Raw genomic sequence first — 16,892 nt, 5'->3', positions numbered from 1 at the left:
CCTTCGAGTAGAGCTCGCCAGACTGAGAACTCCATCGGGCCCGCCAATGAATCAGCTGAGAATCCGCTCCACGGCCATCACCACGGCCGTCCGCCGCAACGACCGGTCCGGAAGCTTCGCGCCGTACTCGGGGTTCATCGACGACCAGCTCGTCGCGATCGCCTGAATCAGCGACAGCAGACTGACCGGGCTGAACCGCCGCGACACTGCCCGCCGCCGGATCCCCCGCTGAATCTCCTCCAGCCGGCGCTGATTCACCGCGACGATCGCCTCCAACGGCTGACCGTCCGGACGCTCGAGCCGGTACCAGACCGACAGCCGGAGCCGGTCCGGATGCTCCTCGAAGTAGTCGAACACCCGGCCCGCGTACGACGGCAGGTCGTCGACGTCGAACCCGACCTCGTCCAGGTACTTCTCCAGCGACGCCTTGAACACCGCGTCGAACAGCTCGTCCTTGTTCCCGAAGTACGCGTACAGCATCGCCTTGTTGCACTCGGCCACCTCGGCGATCCGGCTCACCCGGGCACCGCCGATCCCGCGCGCCGCGAACTCCTCGGTGGCGGCCTCCAGGATGCGGGCCCGGGTCCGGTCTGCGTTCCGTTGCTGCATGCGGCGAGCTTACCAACCAACTGGTTAGTTGATTTCCAACCAACTGGTTGGTTAGATAGAAGGCAGATCCAACCAAACGGTTAGTTAGGAATGAAGATGAGCAAGATCTGGCTGGTCACCGGCAGCTCGCGCGGCCTGGGGCGCGCGCTGACCGAGGCGGTGCTGGCGGCCGGCGACCGCGTCGTCGGCACGGCTCGCACACCGGAGCAGCTCGACGACCTGGTGACGAAGTACGGCGATCGAGTCCGGGCGGTCGCTCTTGATGTCACGGACGCTGAGGCTGCACGCGCCGCCGTACGGACTGCGGTGCGGGAGTTCGGTGGGCTGGATGTGGTGGCTAACAACGCCGGCTACGCGAACAGCGCGTCGATCGAGGAGATGGCTGACGACGACTTCCGGGCGCAGGTGGAGACCAATCTGTACGGGGTGGTCAACGTGACGAAGGCTGCGCTGCCGGTGTTTCGCGAGCAGCGCGGCGGGCATTTCCTGCAGTTCTCGTCGATCGGTGGTCGGGCCGGCGGGACGCCTGGGATGGGCGCGTATCAGACGGCGAAGTTCGCGGTCGAAGGGTTCTCCGAGGTGCTGAACAACGAGGTGCGGCCGTTCGGTGTGAAGGTGACGATCGTCGAGCCGGGCGGTTTCCGGACCGACTGGGGTGGTTCGTCGATGCGGCTCGCCGCGGTGCACCCGGACTACGAGTCCACCGTCGGCGAGATGCACCGGCGCCGGATCGAGACGGACGGCAAGCAGCCGGGCGACCCCGCGAAGGCGGCGCAGGCGATCCTCGAGATCGTCGACCTGGACAACCCGCCGCTCCGGCTGCTGCTGGGCACCGACGCGCTCAAGCTCGCCGAGACCGCGTCGGTCTCCCGCGCCGCAGAAGCCGCCGAGTGGTCCCACCTGACCACCTCAACCGACTTCACGTGACGTGACGACACAACCCGCATCTGGTGGGTGGGCGTCCGAGAAGCCGGGTCTACGTCCGAGATCCGGGGCGTAAACCCTGCATCTCGGACGCCAACCCAGCAAATGCAGGCCGGGGAGCTGCGCTACTCGCGGAGGTCGCGGAAGAATTCCCTCACGTCGTTGACCAGGAGCTCCGGCGCTTCGAGGGCGGCGAAGTGGCCGCCGTGGTCTGCGTCGGTCCAGCGGGTGATGGTGTTCGAGGTTTCGCAGTAGCGGCGGATCGCCACGTCGTGGGCCATCGCGAGGACGGCTGTCGGGACGCCGGAGTTCGGGCGCGGGGTCCAGTCGCGCGGTTGCGCGTACCCGATGTAGGCCGCCGAGCCGCCGGTCCCGGTCAGCCAGTACATCATCACGTTCGTGAGCAGCCGATCCTTGCTGATGATTGCCTCCGGCAAGGTCTCGGCGGGATACGTCCAGGCCTTGAACTTGTCCATGATCCAGGCCAGTTGCGCCACCGGCGAGTCGACCAGGCCGTAGCCCAGCGTCTGCGGCCGGGTCGACTGGATCGAGATGTAGCCGAACTCCTCCTGCATGAACCGCGCGATCCGCGCCATCTTGTCCTGCTCCAGCGGCGTCAGCGTCTGCAGTTCCTCGTCGGACATCTGCAGCGGCGGCAGGTTCGTCCCACCGTTCGTATGTACGCCGACGACGCGCGAAGGAGCGGCCCGCCCGACCTCGGGTGACACCGATCCGCCCAGGTCCCCACCCTGTACGCCGTACCGCTCGTACCCGAGCTCGCTCATCAGCGCCGCCCACACCCGCCCGATCCGCGGGAACGTCCAGTCGTCGTCCGCCGTCGGCCCGGAGAACCCGAACCCGGGCAGTGCCGGAATCACCACATGGAACGCGTCCGCGGCCTGTCCGCCGAACGCGACCGGGTCGGTCAACGGCCCGATCAGGTCCAGGAACTCGACGATCGACCCGGGCCAGCCGTGCGTCAGCATCAGCGGCAGCGCGTCGGGCTCCGCGGACCTGACATGGATGAAGTGGATCCGCTGTCCCTCGATCTCGGCGGTGAACTGCGGGTAGGAATTCAGCTCCTTCTCGGCCGCGCGCCAGTCGTACGACGTACGCCAGTACTCGACCAGCGTCGAAAGCCAGGAGACCGGTACGCCGGTGTTCCGGTCGTCACCGGGAAGCGGTGCGGGGAGCCGGGTGCTCGCCAGCTTGGCGGCGAGTTCGTCGAGCGTGCTCTGCGGGATGTCGATGCTGAACGGCTTGATCATGTCTCTACTGTCTCAACCAGTTAGGACACCTTTAGTCCTAACTGGATGGCAGACTGAGAAACATGATCGAGACCTCGGCACGACTGCTGAAACTCCTCTCCCTGTTGCAGCAGCCCAAGGAGTGGAGCGGCACCGCTCTGGCCGACGAGCTCGGCGTCGGGATCCGGACGGTACGGCGAGACGTCGACAAGCTGCGCAACCTCGGCTACCCCGTCGACGCCGTCCCCGGTGTTGCCGGCTACCGCCTCGGCGCCGGCGCCGCACTCCCCCCGCTGCTGCTCGACGACGAAGAGGCGGTCGCCGTGGCGGTCGGGTTGCGCGCTGCCGCGACAGGCACCGTGGCGGGCACCGAGGAGTCGTCGGTACGAGCGCTCACCAAGCTCGAACAGGTCCTGCCGTCCCGCCTGCGGTACCGGATCGAGCTGCTGCAACAGATCGCGGTCACGCCCGCGGGCGGTCCGTCTGTGCAACCCGACGTACTGCTCGCCGTCGCCGCGGTCTGCCGCGACCATCTGCGGCTCAGGTTCGACTACCGCAACCACGACGGTACGGCGTCCACGCGCACGACGGAGCCGCATCGCCTGGTGCACACCGGGCGACGCTGGTACCTGGTCGCCTGGGATCTCGACCGCGACGATTGGCGGACGTTCCGGCTCGACCGTCTGGAGCCGCGCATCCCGACCGGACCGCGCTTCACACCGCGCGAGGTGCCCGATCTGGCGACGACGACGCGCGGCGTTGCCTCCGGCGCCTATCGCCATCAGGCCCGCGTCCTGGTCCACGCGCCGGCCGAACAGGTGGCCGACCGCTACGGCCCGCACGTCGCGGCGGTGACGCCGATCGACGAGGCGACCACGCTGGTCGAGACCGGCGCGGACTCGCTCGAGCACCTCGCGCTCTACCTCGGCGTCCTCGGCCTGCCGTTCGAGGTGCAGTCCCCGCCGGAGCTGGTCGATTGCATCCGCGAGCTCACGACGCGCCTGGCGGCGGCGATTCCAGCGTCCTGACGGTGTCCTGACAGGTACCGTTCAACCATGCAGGATCGGTACGTCGAGACCGTGCTGGGCCGGATCCGCTTGCGCGTCGAGGGGTCGGGGCCAGCGATGCTCTTCTGGCCGAGTCTGTTGATGGACGGCACGCTGTGGTCCGCCCAGGCCGCGCATTTCGCCGGCCGTTTCCAGGTGATCCTGGTCGATCCGCCCGGGCACGGCGGCAGTGATCCGCTGACCGGGCCGTTCACGTTCGAGCAGTGCGCCGAGGTGATCCTGGCGATCATCGACGACCTGCAGGTCGAGCGGGTGCACCTGATCGGGAACAGCTGGGGCGGGATGATCGGCGGCACCTTCGCGGCACTGCATCCGGACCGGATCGGCAACGCCGTCCTGATGAACGCCACCGCGTCCCCGGCCGGACGACGGCAACGATTCGAGTACGGCGTGCTGCTGGCCGCGGCGCAGCTCCTCGGCGGGATCCGCGGACCGCTCACCGGGCCGGTGCGCGACGCGTTCCTCGGCCCGACGGCGAAACGCGAGAAGCCCGAGGTCGTTGCCACGGTCAACGAACTTGCGCGCAAGGTGGACATCAGGTCGGGGCGGCACGCCGTCGCGAGCGTCGTACCGCAACGGCCTGACCAGCGACCGCTCTTCGGCACGATCCGCACACCGGTCCTGGTGGTAGCCGGCGCGGAGGACGCCACCTTCCCGGTCGCGGAGACCGAGGAGATGGCGGATTCCATCCCCGGCGCGCGCTTCGTCGTACTCGAACAATCGGCGCATCTGGCGGCGCTGGAGTCACCGAAGGAAGTGAACGCCCTGATCGACGATTTCCTCGCCGACCAGGGCGTGTGAACACTTAGCTGACGACGGCCCCCGTCTTCGGGTCCAGGATCAGCTTCTGTTTGCTCGGTCGCCAGAAGTTGAACATGCCGGTCAGGCTGCCGGCCCGCTGGTCGAACGAGTGGTCACCGATCCGGCCGGTCCGCCAGTTGTCCTCGATGAACTTCAGGACCGAGGTCTGGTCGGTCAGCGAATGGTCGACGTAGTTGGTCTTCGCGTACGGCGAGACCACCAGCAGCGGCAGGCGCGGGCCGTAGCCGCAGCGGTCGGCGTAGCCACCGGCCACCGGTGCGTGACCGCACAGCGCCGACTGGTCGAGCGCGGCGTCGTGCGACCCGTTCACCGTCGGGGGCTTCACGTGGTCGTACCAGCCGTCGGAGTCGTCGTACGCCAGCACGACCGCGGTCGAGGACCACTCCTTCGACTTCTGCAGCTGGTTGAGCTCCTTGACGATGAACGCCTGCTCGTCCAGCGGGTCGGAGTACCCGGCGTGGCCGTCCTGGTACTCGCCGGCCTTCAGGAAGCTGACCGCCGGCAGATTGTCGGCCGCCAGGGCCGCGTCGAAGTCCGACGTGTCGTACTGGTGGTTGGCCTGGTCGGTGTGACCGATGGCCGCAACGGACGACGGCGGCAGGTGCTTCGGGTTCGCCGTCGACTTGTAGTACTGGAACGGCGCGTGGTGCGGGCTGTAGTCGTTCGCCGCGATGCCGCCGATGTTGGCGTGCGACGCGCCGCAGACGGCCTTGCCGTTGGCGGTGCCGGTCGGCTTGAAGCCGCCCTGGAACCAGCCCCAGGTGACCTTGCGCTGGTTGAGCAGGTCGCCGATGTTCTGCCCGTGCATCACGGCCAGGTTGTTCGCCGACTTGCCGTTGTTGTTCGAGCAGTCGTCGTAGTACGGGTCGGGGTCGTTGGTGATGGTGCCGATCCCCTGAGCGTCCGGCGACTGTACGGCGTACGCGTCGGTGGTCGGCGCGCCGGTCTTGGGGTCGACCGCCTGGCCACCGTGGGTCTGCCCGGAGATCAGGTTCAGCGCGCCCGGGGTCGACGGGCCGTAGACCGTGTCGAACGAGTTGTCGCTCATCGCGTAGTGCTGGGCGTAGTTCCACAGCCCGGTGACGGTGTTGCCGTCGTAGTAGTCCATCACCAGGCCCGGCTCGCCGAACAGCACCGGCTGCCCGGTGCATTTGTCGGTCTCGGTGTTCTCGACGAACTTGTCCATCTTGCCGCCGTTGACGGCCTTCTGTTCCGGCCCGTAGCCGTGGTTCTGGTCGCAGGTCAGCGCCTGCGACGGCGCCAGCCGCTTCGGGTTGTACGCGTTCGGGTTGTCCGTCAGCAGCTTCTTCGACAGACCGTTCACCTTGGGCGTGTGCCGGTCGGCCGTGAACGGCGTACCGTCCGCGTTGGTCGCGTTCGGGTAGGTCCCGAAGTAGTGGTCGAACGAGATGTTCTCGCCGAAGATCACCACCAGATGCTGGATCGGGGTGGTGGTTCGCGCCGGGTGGTACGAAGCGGCGTCGGCCGCCGTGAACGCCGCACCGGCGTTGGTCACCTGCTGGTTAGCGCCGGGGGCGCCACAGGCGGCCAGCAACAAGGCCGTCGCAGCCGCAACGACTGTGGCAGCGACAGGAAGTCTTGCGCGCATGCCTTCTCCTCCTGAATAACTCATCCGAGCAACGACCGGGCGAAGTGGTCGCTGCCGTCCCGAACACCGGGAAGCACGAAGAAATAGCCACCGCCGACCGGCCGGATGTAGTCGACGAGAGGCTCGTCGGCCAGCCTGGTCTGCACGGCCTCGAACTGCCGGGCGATGTCCTGCTGGTACGCGCAGAACAACAGCCCCATGTCCAGGTCACCGACCGCGTCGGTGCCCTTGTCGTAGTTGTAACCGCGGCGCAGGAACTGGCTGGCCGCGGTGTCCGCGGTGCGCGGGTTCGCCTTGCGGATATGGCTGGTCAGCGGAATCGCCCCGCCGGTCGGATCGGCCGGGTAGTTCGGGAGGTCGGTCTCGCTGCTGCCGTCCAGCGGCGCACCGGTGTCGCGGCGCCGGCCGAACATGTTCTCCTGCTCGCCGACCGACACGCGGTCCCAGAACTCGACCAGCATCCGGATCTGGCGCAGCACCTGGTAGCTGCCGCCCTCGGTCCAGGCCGGCTCGCCGTTCCCCTTGCCGACCCAGACGAGCTTGTCGTGGTCGGCCGGCGCCGGCTTGACGATGCCGTCCTTGAAACCCATCAGGTTGCGCGGCGCACCGGCTGGGCGCGGCTGGCTTTGGAAGCCGTCTACCCGCCACCGCAGCTGCATGGCGCCACGGGTGTGCCGGGCCAGATCCCGGAGCGCGTGCAGGACGGTGTCGGTCTCCGACGCGCACAGCTGCAGGCTCAGATCCCCGTGGCACAGGCTGGTGTCCAGGCTGTCGTTCGGGAACTCCTTCATCGCCGTCAACCTCGCGGGCTTGCGATCCTTCAGCCCGTACCGGTCGTCGAACAGCGACGCCCCGACGCCGACGGTCACCGTCAGATCGTCACCTGGCATGTCCGGTCCGAGTACGCCGGAATCGGCCGGCGGGGCCGTGATACCCAACGGCGGCAGGGCACCGCCCGTGGTCAGTAGCCGCGCCCGGTCGGTCAGCGTTTTGAACAGGTCGGTGAGCTCATTCTTGCCCTCGGCAATCACATCGAACGACGCGAAGATCGCCTGCTTCGGTTGATCGGTGGTGATCCCGGCCTGGTGGAAGCCGTGAAAAGGCACGGCCGTCGGCGTCGTCGCCTCAGCGGCCTGCCCGGTCGCGACCGCAGCAACTGCGGCTGCACCGGCTCCCGCGAGGGCGCCGCGAAGAAAGGAGCGGCGGCCGACGTCACTCATGATCCCCTCCGGACTTCGCAGATTGCGGCGACTGGGGCGAGCTTCTCCAGTAGTTCGCCGACGGCACCGTTGAGCTGTTGCCGAGTGGCCGGGTCGAGCTGGTCGACCGGGGTGTTCTGGTGTGCGGCGAGCAGCGTGCGCACGCGGCTCTCCCACTTCTGCACCTCGGGCAGTTCGGGGTAGCGAGGCTTGAGGACCGGGTCGAGGATGGCCAGCACGTTCGCCGTACCGTTCAGGTTCGCCAGCGCGGTGTTCAGCGACGTACCGCTGCCTTGGTCGTTCTCGCCGGTCAGCTCGAACTGCAGCGCATTCTCCATGATCTCGTGCGCACGCAGCCCGAGATCATTCGGATCCACCTGCTCATTGGGCAGATCCGCCTGCAAGCCGTGGACGTCGGCCGCCAACTGATCCGCGACCGGCTTCAGGCCCGAGCCCTTGTGCCACAGGCCCTTCTCCAGCGCATGAAATCCATTGGAGGGCCCATCGATCTTGTCGGCGAAGTCACCGAACGCGTCATACGCCGCGCCGAGCGAGTTGTACGCCAGGTGCGCAGGCAACCAGTCCGCGCGAGCGGCATCGAGATTTCCGGCATCCACGTCCGCACGCAGCTTGTCCGTCTTGACCGCCAGGTCCGCGACCCCACGAGCGACCCCGGCCTGGTACTTCTTCACCAACGGCAGCAGCTCGTTCTTGGTGACAGGTACGACGGCAGCGCCGCCCTGCCCAGCACCCGTCAGCGTGACCGTCGGACCGGTGATCGCATCGGTGTCCTCGATCAGGCAGCGGATCGCGTACTGTCCGGCGCCGAGCTGCACGTCCATGGACGCGCTCGTGTTCGGGCCCAGGCCTTCCACCTCGCCGTACACCTTCTTGCTGCGAACCTCGACCAAGTCGACCTCAGCGGCCGCGTCACCGACGTTGTGGACGACGAGCGTCTGCCGGCCGGTCTTCGCGTCGGTCCACCCCTGACCGCATTGACTCCGGGACACGGTGATCCCGGACGGGCCGCCGGTCGCGTCGGCGGAATCCTCCCAGGGCCGCCAGACCGTGACTCCCACCGCCGCGCTCAGAACGACCAATGCGACAGCCGCCGGCACTGGACGGGGTGTGCGCACGACGGGTCGCTCCTGAGGATCGGCAATTTACATTCGCCGGAAATGCTAATCCTGAGAAAGCCTTACACCGCACGGGTTCGGCCTTGTTTGCCGGTCCGTTCACGTATTGTTCGTCCGCTACGCCTGGCGGTTCGGTCAGCGACGAGCCGGAACTGAGAGCCGGCTGAGATCGGAGGCCACCACGATCTCGCCGGAGAACTCCGCCGCGGCCTCCTCATGGAAGCGTTCCGGCTCCAGGTAACGCTGCGAAAAGTGCGTGAGGACGAGTTTGCGCACACCGCATTCGGCCGCGACCCGGGCCGCCTGGCGCGCGGTCAGGTGACCGAAGCGCCGGGCGAGTTCGGATTCCGACGACAGGTACGTCGACTCGATGACGAGCAGGTCGGCGCCGTCCGCGAGGCGCAGTACGTTCTCGCACAGGCGGGTGTCCATGATGAACGCGAACCGCTGCCCCGGCCGCGGCTCGCTGACGTCGTCCACGTGCACGACGCGATCGCCGAGGTCGAGCGATCCGGCCCGTTGCAGCCGGCCGACGTCGGGCCCGGTCACGCCGTACGCCGCGAGCTTGTCCGGGAGCATCCGGCGTCCGTCGGGCTCGATCAACTGGTACCCGAAGGTCTCGATCGGGTGCTCAAGCCGGCGCGCCCACAGCTGGCCGAACGACCCGACGGACAGCAGCCCGTCCTCCTCCACCGGCTCCTCGAGCAGCTCGGCCCGCTCGAAGAACGACGCGGCGTACCGCAACCGCGTGAAGTACGTCTGCCCCGACGCCGGATAGTGCGCCCGCACCGGATGCGGTACGTCGTCCAGCGACAACCGCTGCACGATGCCCGGCACGCCGAGACAGTGGTCGCCGTGGAAGTGCGTGACGCACAACCGCGTGATCGCGCCGGCCGCGAGCCCGGCGTAGATCATCTGCCGTTGCGTTCCCTCGCCGGGATCGAACAGGAACCCCTCGTCGTCCCAGCGCAGGAAGTACCCGTTCTGCGTACGTTCCCGGGACGGCACCTGACTGCCGGTCCCGAGCACGACGAGCTCACGCAAGCGCAGCCACCAGGGTTGACGACGACATGTTGCCGCCGCAGGAGACGACCGCGACGCGCTTCCCGGCCAGTTCGGTACGTCGTTCGCGCGCGGCCGCGAAGGCCAGCGCGGCCGACCCTTCGATCAACTGATGCTCGGTGTCGATCACCGTCCGGAGGGCGTCCCGGATCGCGTCCTCCTCGACGAGCACCCAGTCGTCGACGAGTTCACGGCACAGGTCGAAGGTGATGCTCCCCGGCTCGACGCTGCCCGCCGTACCGTCCGACAACGTCTGCCCGGCGTCGACCTGCACGATCTCACCGGCCCGGACCGAGGCCGCCATCGCGTCGTCGACGGCCGGCTGCGCGCCGTACACGTGAATTCCGGGCAGGTGCTTCTTGAGCACCGCGGCGACCCCGCTGATCAGCCCGCCGCCACCGACCGCCACCAGGACCGCGTCGAGTGGCGCACCGGCCAGCTGCTCGACGATCTCCACGCCGACCGTCCCCTGCCCGGCGATGATGTCCGGGTCGTTGTACGGCGGGACGTACGTCAGCCCGTGCTCCGCGGCGTACGCCCGGGCCTTGATCTCGAGGACTCCGGTGTCGTTGCCCTCGGCCCGTAGTTCGAGACCGAGCCGGCGTAGTGCCGCAACCTTGCCCGGTGCAGCGTTCTCGGGCAGGTAGACGATGCCGTGTCCCCCGAGGGTCGCCAGCGCGTTGCCGACCCCCAGTCCGTGGTTACCGGTCGACGCGGTGACCACGCCCGCGGCACGTTCCGCGTCGGTGAGCGTCAGCACCTTAGCGAGCGCGCCGCGAGCCTTGAACGAACCGGTGCGCTGCTGGTGCTCACACTTCACCAGCACCTCAGCGCCGAGCTCCTCACTGAATGCGCCGTACCTGACGAAGGGCGTCAACAACAGATGCTCCCGCAAGGCCGGCGCGACGCGCTCGGCCCCTGCGGCAGCTTCTGCGGGGGTCATCACTCCGCTGGGCTCAGGCTGGTGCCCAGGGCCTGCCAGTCCAGCACCGGCGCCGCGAGCTTGCTGATGGTTGCCAGCAGCCCCAACCGTGCCGCGCGGATCTCGGGCTCCTTCGCCATCACGAGGATCTCGTCGAAGAACGCGTTCACCGGCTCGATCAGGACCGACGCGGTGGAGACGAAGTCGCCGAGCCCGGTCGGCGCCTGCCCGATCTTCTGGACCGCCTCGTGCAGCACGACCTCAGCCGGCTCGGTGAGCTTGCCGGCGTCGTACTCCGCCTCGGTGCCTTCGGGAACGATCCGGCGGACACGCTGCAGAACCGCGACCAGGTCGGCGAAGTCGCTGTTGCCGACCAGTCCCTGCAGGGTCGTCAGCGTCTCGTCCGCCACCACCGGAGCAGTTGCCAACGGCAACACCGCGGCGACCTGGAGGTGGTCGTCACCGCGGTCGATCAGCTGCTGCTCGTACCGCCGTACGGTGAACTCGACCACTTCACCCAGCGACTCGACGGGTACGTCGATGCCCTGGGCACCGATCTCCGCGGCGGCTGTCTGCAGACCTGTTTCGAGGGTGATCGCCCGCAACTCCGGGTGCTCACGCAGGATCGCGACGACACCGGCAGCGGCCCGGCGCAGCGCGAACGGGTCGGAGCTTCCGGTCGGCTTCGCGCCGATCCCGAACAGCCCGGCCAGCAGGTCGAACCGGTCGGCGAGCGCCAGCAGCGCGCCCGGCGTGGTGGACGGGACCGGGTCACCGGCCGACCGCGGCAGTTCCATGTCGTACAGAGCCTGGGCGACGGCCTCGGTCTCACCGGCGCGCTTGGCGTACTCGCGGGCCATCGTGCCGGCCAGGCTGGTCAGCTCGACCACCATCTGCGATCCCAGGTCGAACTTCGCGAGATCGGCGGCCCGCTGCAGGGTCGTCAGGTCCTCGCCGTCGAGATCGACCGCAGCGCCCAGCTTCAGCGCGATCCGCCCGATCCGGCCGGCGCGGTCCGCCATCGAACCGAGCTTCTCCTCGAAGGCGAGCTTCTCCAGCTCACTCTTCATCGACTCCAGCGGCGTCTCGAGATCGGCCCGCCAGAAGAACGCGGCGTCCTCGTAGCGCGCCCGCAGTACGCCCTCGTTACCGGCCCGCACCAGGTCCTCGTCGACCGAACCGTTGGCCACGGCAACGAAATGCGGCAGCAGCTTGCCGTCGCCGTCGCGGACCGGCAGGTAGCGCTGATGCTTGCGCATCACCGTCGTGAGGATCTCGCTCGGCAGGTCCAGGTAGTCGGCCGCGAACCCGCCCAGGATCGGCGTCGGCTCCTCGATCAGGTTGACGATCTGGTCGACCAGCGCGGACTCGCCCTCGACGTCCACCACGCCGTTCACGGTGGCGGACAGCTCGGCCGCGGCCTCGACGATCGTCGAGCGCCGACGGGCCGGGTCGGCCTCGATGCCGTGGATCCGGAGCAGGTCCAGGTAGCCCTCGGCCGACGCGATCTCGACCTTCGGCTGCGCGGCGGTCCGGTGTACCCGCGTCGTCCGGCCGGCGGCGAGGCTCGAGACGGAGACCGGGACGATCTCGTCGCCGAGCAGCGCGACCAGCCAGCGGATCGGGCGGGTGAACGACAGCTTGGCGTCGTTCCACCGCATGTTCTTGTCCGAACGGAGCCCCGCGACGATCTCGCTCAGGACGCCGCTCAGCACCTCGGCCGCACCGCGACCCGGGTCCGGCTTGGTCACCGCGACGTACTCGACACCGTCGACGTCCAGGTCGTGCAGCTCGGACGGCTCCACCTTCTGGCCGCGGGCGAACCCGGCGGCGGCCTTGGTCAGGTTGCCGTCGGCGTCGTACGCGGCCGCCTTCTTCGGACCGCGCACCACCCGCTCGGCATCCGGCTCACCGGCCTGGACCGAGGCGACGAAAGCCACCACACGGCGCGGCGTCGCGTACGTCGTGATCGCGCCGTGCTCGAGCCGGGTCGCGGCCAGCTTCTCCTCCAGCGCCGCCTGCACCGCCGCGGCCGTCTTCGTGACCTCGGACGGCGGCATCTCCTCGGTGCCGATCTCGAAAGTCAGCTGCCGGGTCCCCGTGCTCGCCGGGAACTCGGTCGGCTCGTCCGCGGCCGGCCGCAGCTCGGCGAGACCCAGCGGGTGCTTCAGCTCCTCGCGGCGCTCGGCCCACAGCCGCGAGACCTCGCGGGCCAGGGTCCGCATCCGGCCGAACGCCTTGGCGCGTTCCGTCGTACTGACGGCGCCGCGGGCGTCGAGCACGTTGAACGTGTGCGAGCACCGCAGCACCTGGATGTGCGCCGGCACCGGGAGGCGGTCGTCGATCATCCGGCGGGCCTCGTTCGCATACTCCTCGAACAAACGCTTCTGTGATTCCACGTCCGCGTCGTCGAGGTAGTACCTGCTCATCTCGTACTCCGCCTGGCCGAACGCCTCGCCGTACGAGATCCCCGGCGCGTAGGCGATGTCCTTGAAGTGCGAGACGCCCTGCAGCGCCATCATGATCCGCTCGATGCCGTAGGTGATCTCCACCGACACCGGGTCCAGCGTCATCCCGCCGGCCTGCTGGAAGTACGTGAACTGGGTGATCTCCAGGCCGTCCAGCCAGACCTCCCAGCCCAGACCCCAGGACCCGGTCGCCGGGTTCGCCCAGTTGTCCTCGACGAACCGCACGTCGTGCGCGTCGATGTCGATCCCGAGCGCGGACAGGCTGTCCAGGAACAGCTCCTGCGGGTTGCCCGGGTCCGGCTTGAGCACCACCTGGAACTGGGTGTGCGTCTGCAGCCGGTTCGGGTTCTCGCCGTAGCGGCTGTCGTCCGGCCGGACGCTCGGCTCGACGTACGCCACCCGCCACGGCTCCGGACCGAGCACCCGCAGGATGGTCGCGGGGTTCAGCGTTCCGGCCCCGACCTCGGTGTTGAACGGCTGCACGACCATGCAGCCCCGGTCGGTCCAGTACTTCGTGAGCGCGAGCAGCGCGTCCTGCATGGTGAGCACAGCAGACCTCAAGCCATCTTTCGGGGGGTTTCCGGAGCGAAGTCTATTAGGGCGCGCCCTACAGTGGTGCGGTGACCTCGCCCCGACATGCGGCGGTAGTTCGCTAGTTCCGTCGTCCGCTCCCCGGCGCCGATCCGGCCTCCGGGTGAGCCGTGCTGCCCATCTTCACCTCGCACCGGCAGGGACGACTCTTGCACCAGGTCACCACGATCGACGACACCATTTCCGCGGATCGGGCCCTGCGCCTGATCAGACGCGGCTCGACCCTCCACTGGGAGGGCGATTTCCAGAACGCCAAACAGCTCCTCGCCGCCCTCGGACGCCGGCTCCCGGAGCCGAACGGCGGTACTTTCCACGATCAGCGCCGGCACCAGGCAGAACGGGTCCGCGTTCTGAACTCGTTGCTGGTTCCGCTCATCAACCACCAGGTCCGCCTGCGCCGGGCGCCCGACGTACGGCTGGCCTGCGCCGAAGCGTACGGCGCACCCAGCGGCGAACGGTGGGTGCCGCTGCGGGAGTTGCTCGGTGTGATCGGCGCGCACCAACTCAGGCTCCGCGGCGTCTACGTACCGGCCCTCGGCGAGCGCATCCACCCGCACTACAGCGTCTTCGCCCCCACCAGATCGGAGTACGCCGACCTGGTCGCCGACTGCCCGTTGCCGCGAGCGGATACCGCGTTCGACGTCGGCACCGGGACCGGACTGCTCACCGCGATCCTGTCCAGACGAGGCATTCGCCAAATAGTTGCTACAGACAACAACCCTCGCGCGATCACATGCGCCCGCGAGAATCTCCAGCGTTTACAGGTGGAAGCCACCGTCGTCGAGACCGACCTGTTCCCGCCGGGGCGGGCGGATCTGATCGTCTGCAATCCGCCGTGGATCCCCGCGGCGCCGGCGACCCTCCTCGATCAGGCCGTGTACGACGAGGGCGGCCGCATGCTCCGCGCGTTCCTCGGGACCGTCCGCGAACACCTCGAACCGGGCGGGGAGGTGTGGCTGATCCTGTCCGATCTGGCCGAGCGGCTCGGGCTGCGGGAGGAGGGTGAGCTGTTCGAGCAGATGCGGGGTGGCGGGCTGCAGGTGGTCGGGCGGCGGGACGCCGTACCCCGGCACCGTCGGGCGCGGCCGGGCGAGTTGACCTCTCTCTGGCGACTTCGGACGGCGTCTACTATCGGCGGGTGACGGTTACGGATGCGCACGGGGCGGTCGACGCGGTCTGGAGGATCGAGTCGGCGCGGATCATCGCGGGCGTCGCGCGGATCGTGCGGGACGTCGGGCTCGCGGAGGAGCTGGCGCAGGACGCGCTGGTGGCCGCGCTGGAGCAGTGGCCCGATTCCGGCGTACCGAACAATCCGGGCGCCTGGCTGATGGCGATCGCGAAGCGGCGGGCGATCGACCTGATCCGGCGCAAGGACACGTACCAGCGCAAGCTCGCCGAGATGGGCCACGAACTGGAGATCGACGGCGACTCCGTCGAGGACGACGTCGAGGCCATCCTCGAGGACCACATCGAGGACGACCTGCTCCGGCTGGTGTTCACCGCCTGTCACCCGGTGCTCACCATGGACGCGCGGGTGACGCTGACGCTCAAGCTGCTCGGCGGCCTGAAGACCGACGAGATCGCCCGCGCGTTCCTCGCCCCGGAGGCGACGATCGCGCAGCGCATCGTCCGCGCCAAACGCAACCTCGCCAAGGCCGGCGTCGAGTTCGAGGTGCCGTCCGGGCCGGAGCTCCTGGAGCGGACGTCGTCAGTGCTTGAGGTCGTCTACCTGATCTACAACGAGGGGTACTCCGCGACCGCCGGCGACGACTGGATGCGGCCGGCGCTGTGCAACGAGGCGATGCGCCTGGGACGGCTGATCGTCGAGCTGATGCCGACGGAGCCCGAAGTACTCGGCCTGCTGGCGTTGATGGAGTTGCAGTCGTCCCGCGCGAACGCACGCGTCGGGAGCGACGGCGAACCGGTGCTGCTCCTCGACCAGGACCGCCGCCGCTGGGACCGGCTCCTGATCCGCCGCGGCCTCGAAGGCATCGAGCGGGCCTGGGCCTTGGAGAAACCACCCGGCCCGTACCTCCTGCAGGCCGCGATCGCCGCCTGTCACGCCCGCGCGGCCGACCCCGAGGAGACCGACTGGGCCCGGATCGCCGGTCTGTACGCCGTCCTCGCGCAGGTGACCCCGTCACCGGTGATCGAGCTGAACCAGGCCGTCGCGATCTCGATGGCGTTCGGCCCGGAACGTGGGTTGGCCGCGGTCGACCTGCTGGCGGACGACCCTTCTTTGAAGGACTACCACCTGCTGCCGAGTGTGCGCGGCGACCTGCTGTTCAAGCTCGGCCGGCTGGACGAGGCCCGCGCCGAGTTCGAGAAGGCCGCCGCTCTGACCCGCAACGAGCGCGAACGCAAACTCCTCCTGGAACGCGCCGCCGCCTGCTGACCAGCTGTTTACTTGTGCCGGCGGGCCAGCCAGGCCATGGCGCCGGCGCCGAGTACGACGGCTCCGCCGACGGCGGCTGCGACCTTCGGGTGGCGCTTGCCCGTCGCGGGCAGTTCCTTCATCGCGCCAGGTACCTGCTTCATCTTCTGCCCGGTCTGGCCGGCGACGTCCGACATCCGGTGGCCCGCACTCGACGCGGTCTCCTTCATCCGGTGCGGCACATTGAGCCGCCGGGTGAGTTCCTGAACGGTGTCGGCGAGATGCTGCCTGGTGTGGTCGAGGTCCTCGCGCAGCGTCTCGCTGTCGGTCATCGGCTCGCGATGCGAGGCGTTCTTCGTCGTGGTCATGCGATGGTCTTCCCTTCCGGCTGGTGTCCCTTGAGGGCTTCCAGGTCCTCGTGCACGCCGTCGACGGCACGTTGCGGAACGGGCGGGGTGGCACGGGTGACGTGCCGCTTGCCGAGCAGAGCGGCGACGGCCGCGACCGCGAACAGGACCGCGGCGACGATCAGCGCCGACAACCAGGCCGGCAACGCGGTCGCGAGCCCGAGGATCGCAGCGGCGATCAGGACGCCCACGCCGTACAGCGCGAGCGTGCCGGCCCCACCGAACAACCCGGCGCCGACCCCGGCCTCCTTGCCCTTCTCCTTCAACTCGGCCTTGGCGAGCTGTATCTCGTCACGGACCAGCTGGCTGAGGTCGCTGGTCACGTCGCTCACCAGGCCACCGATGTTCGCGTTCTGACCGTTCGGTCCAGCCTCACGCCGGACCATCTCCGGACGCGCCGTCATGACCGCCTCCCGTTCTCGGTTGCGCATCCGGTACCCAGACGGACCGAGCGT

15 protein-coding genes are annotated in these 16,892 nt (G+C 68.7%); 5 read left to right on the top strand and 10 right to left on the bottom strand.

From position 1 onward, the window contains the following. Nucleotides 1–51: 51 nt before the first annotated feature. Nucleotides 52–609 carry a TetR/AcrR family transcriptional regulator gene (locus E0H92_RS09125; RefSeq protein ID WP_131495947.1) on the bottom strand — a complete coding sequence of 186 codons (558 nt, stop codon included), beginning with the start codon at nucleotides 607–609 and terminating at the stop codon, nucleotides 52–54. A 96-nt stretch (nucleotides 610–705) separates the two neighbouring features. Between E0H92_RS09125 and E0H92_RS09120 the strand changes: the two genes are divergently transcribed. Beyond that, entirely contained in the window at nucleotides 706–1,536 is an 831-nt protein-coding gene (locus E0H92_RS09120) for an oxidoreductase (RefSeq protein WP_131495946.1), read from the top strand. A gap of 122 nt (nucleotides 1,537–1,658) precedes the next feature. On the opposite strand, the gene E0H92_RS09115 is transcribed toward E0H92_RS09120, so the two are convergent. Further along, a complete protein-coding gene (locus tag E0H92_RS09115) occupies nucleotides 1,659–2,801 on the bottom strand; it encodes an epoxide hydrolase family protein (protein ID WP_131495945.1) in 1,143 nt (380 codons plus the stop codon). Between the two features lie 62 nt (nucleotides 2,802–2,863). On the opposite strand from E0H92_RS09115, the gene E0H92_RS09110 reads away from it, so the two are divergent. Together E0H92_RS09110 and E0H92_RS09105 are read left to right on the top strand one after the other, a co-directional pair. Continuing rightward, nucleotides 2,864–3,808 (top strand): helix-turn-helix transcriptional regulator, encoded by a 945-nt coding sequence (locus E0H92_RS09110; RefSeq protein WP_131495944.1) that lies wholly within the window; start codon nucleotides 2,864–2,866, stop codon nucleotides 3,806–3,808. 27 nt (nucleotides 3,809–3,835) lie between these two features. Next, nucleotides 3,836–4,648, top strand: coding sequence for an alpha/beta fold hydrolase (locus tag E0H92_RS09105; RefSeq protein WP_131495943.1), 813 nt, complete (start codon nucleotides 3,836–3,838; stop codon nucleotides 4,646–4,648). 4 nt (nucleotides 4,649–4,652) lie between these two features. On the opposite strand, the gene E0H92_RS09100 is transcribed toward E0H92_RS09105, so the two are convergent. The 6 genes from E0H92_RS09100 to E0H92_RS09075 form a co-directional block, all read right to left on the bottom strand. Beyond that, nucleotides 4,653–6,278 (bottom strand): phospholipase C, encoded by a 1,626-nt coding sequence (locus E0H92_RS09100; RefSeq protein ID WP_131495942.1) that lies wholly within the window; start codon nucleotides 6,276–6,278, stop codon nucleotides 4,653–4,655. 20 nt (nucleotides 6,279–6,298) lie between these two features. Beyond that, nucleotides 6,299–7,498, bottom strand: coding sequence for an iron uptake transporter deferrochelatase/peroxidase subunit (efeB, locus tag E0H92_RS09095; RefSeq protein WP_131468567.1), 1,200 nt, complete (start codon nucleotides 7,496–7,498; stop codon nucleotides 6,299–6,301). After that, nucleotides 7,495–8,613: an EfeM/EfeO family lipoprotein gene (locus E0H92_RS09090; protein ID WP_202873547.1), complete on the bottom strand. Its 1,119-nt coding sequence runs from the start codon at nucleotides 8,611–8,613 to the stop codon at nucleotides 7,495–7,497. Before E0H92_RS09090 ends, efeB begins: the two co-directional genes overlap by 4 nt. Nucleotides 8,614–8,748: 135 nt before the next feature. Beyond that, nucleotides 8,749–9,657, bottom strand: coding sequence for a ribonuclease Z (locus E0H92_RS09085; RefSeq protein ID WP_131468569.1), 909 nt, complete (start codon nucleotides 9,655–9,657; stop codon nucleotides 8,749–8,751). After that, a complete protein-coding gene (locus E0H92_RS09080; protein WP_131495940.1) occupies nucleotides 9,650–10,618 on the bottom strand; it encodes a pyridoxal-phosphate dependent enzyme in 969 nt (322 codons plus the stop codon). Before E0H92_RS09080 ends, E0H92_RS09085 begins: the two co-directional genes overlap by 8 nt. Further along, on the bottom strand, nucleotides 10,618–13,626 hold the full coding sequence (locus E0H92_RS09075) for a glycine--tRNA ligase (RefSeq protein ID WP_238173355.1): 3,009 nt from the start codon (nucleotides 13,624–13,626) through the stop codon (nucleotides 10,618–10,620). Before E0H92_RS09075 ends, E0H92_RS09080 begins: the two co-directional genes overlap by 1 nt. 140 nt (nucleotides 13,627–13,766) lie before the next feature. Between E0H92_RS09075 and E0H92_RS09070 the strand changes: the two genes are divergently transcribed. Together E0H92_RS09070 and E0H92_RS09065 are read left to right on the top strand one after the other, a co-directional pair. Then, on the top strand, nucleotides 13,767–14,798 hold the full coding sequence (locus E0H92_RS09070; RefSeq protein WP_131495939.1) for a methyltransferase: 1,032 nt from the start codon (nucleotides 13,767–13,769) through the stop codon (nucleotides 14,796–14,798). After that, the gene (locus E0H92_RS09065; RefSeq protein WP_131495938.1) at nucleotides 14,795–16,051 is read left to right on the top strand and encodes an RNA polymerase sigma factor; all 1,257 of its coding nucleotides are present in this window, start codon (nucleotides 14,795–14,797) and stop codon (nucleotides 16,049–16,051) included. Before E0H92_RS09070 ends, E0H92_RS09065 begins: the two co-directional genes overlap by 4 nt. 8 nt (nucleotides 16,052–16,059) lie before the next feature. Here E0H92_RS09065 and E0H92_RS09060 read toward each other — a convergent pair whose 3' ends face one another. Together E0H92_RS09060 and E0H92_RS09055 are read right to left on the bottom strand one after the other, a co-directional pair. Further along, on the bottom strand, nucleotides 16,060–16,398 hold the full coding sequence (locus E0H92_RS09060; protein WP_131495937.1) for a DUF3618 domain-containing protein: 339 nt from the start codon (nucleotides 16,396–16,398) through the stop codon (nucleotides 16,060–16,062). Next, a complete protein-coding gene (locus tag E0H92_RS09055; RefSeq protein WP_202873546.1) occupies nucleotides 16,395–16,841 on the bottom strand; it encodes a phage holin family protein in 447 nt (148 codons plus the stop codon). The genes E0H92_RS09060 and E0H92_RS09055 overlap by 4 nt, the downstream gene beginning before the upstream one ends. Nucleotides 16,842–16,892 lie beyond the last annotated feature (51 nt).

The sequence above is a fragment of the Kribbella speibonae genome, from assembly GCF_004331375.1.
Taxonomy (GTDB): domain Bacteria; phylum Actinomycetota; class Actinomycetes; order Propionibacteriales; family Kribbellaceae; genus Kribbella; species Kribbella sindirgiensis.
The sequence above is the reverse complement of the archived record's forward strand: the minus strand, read 5'-3'. Positions and strand labels throughout refer to the sequence as shown.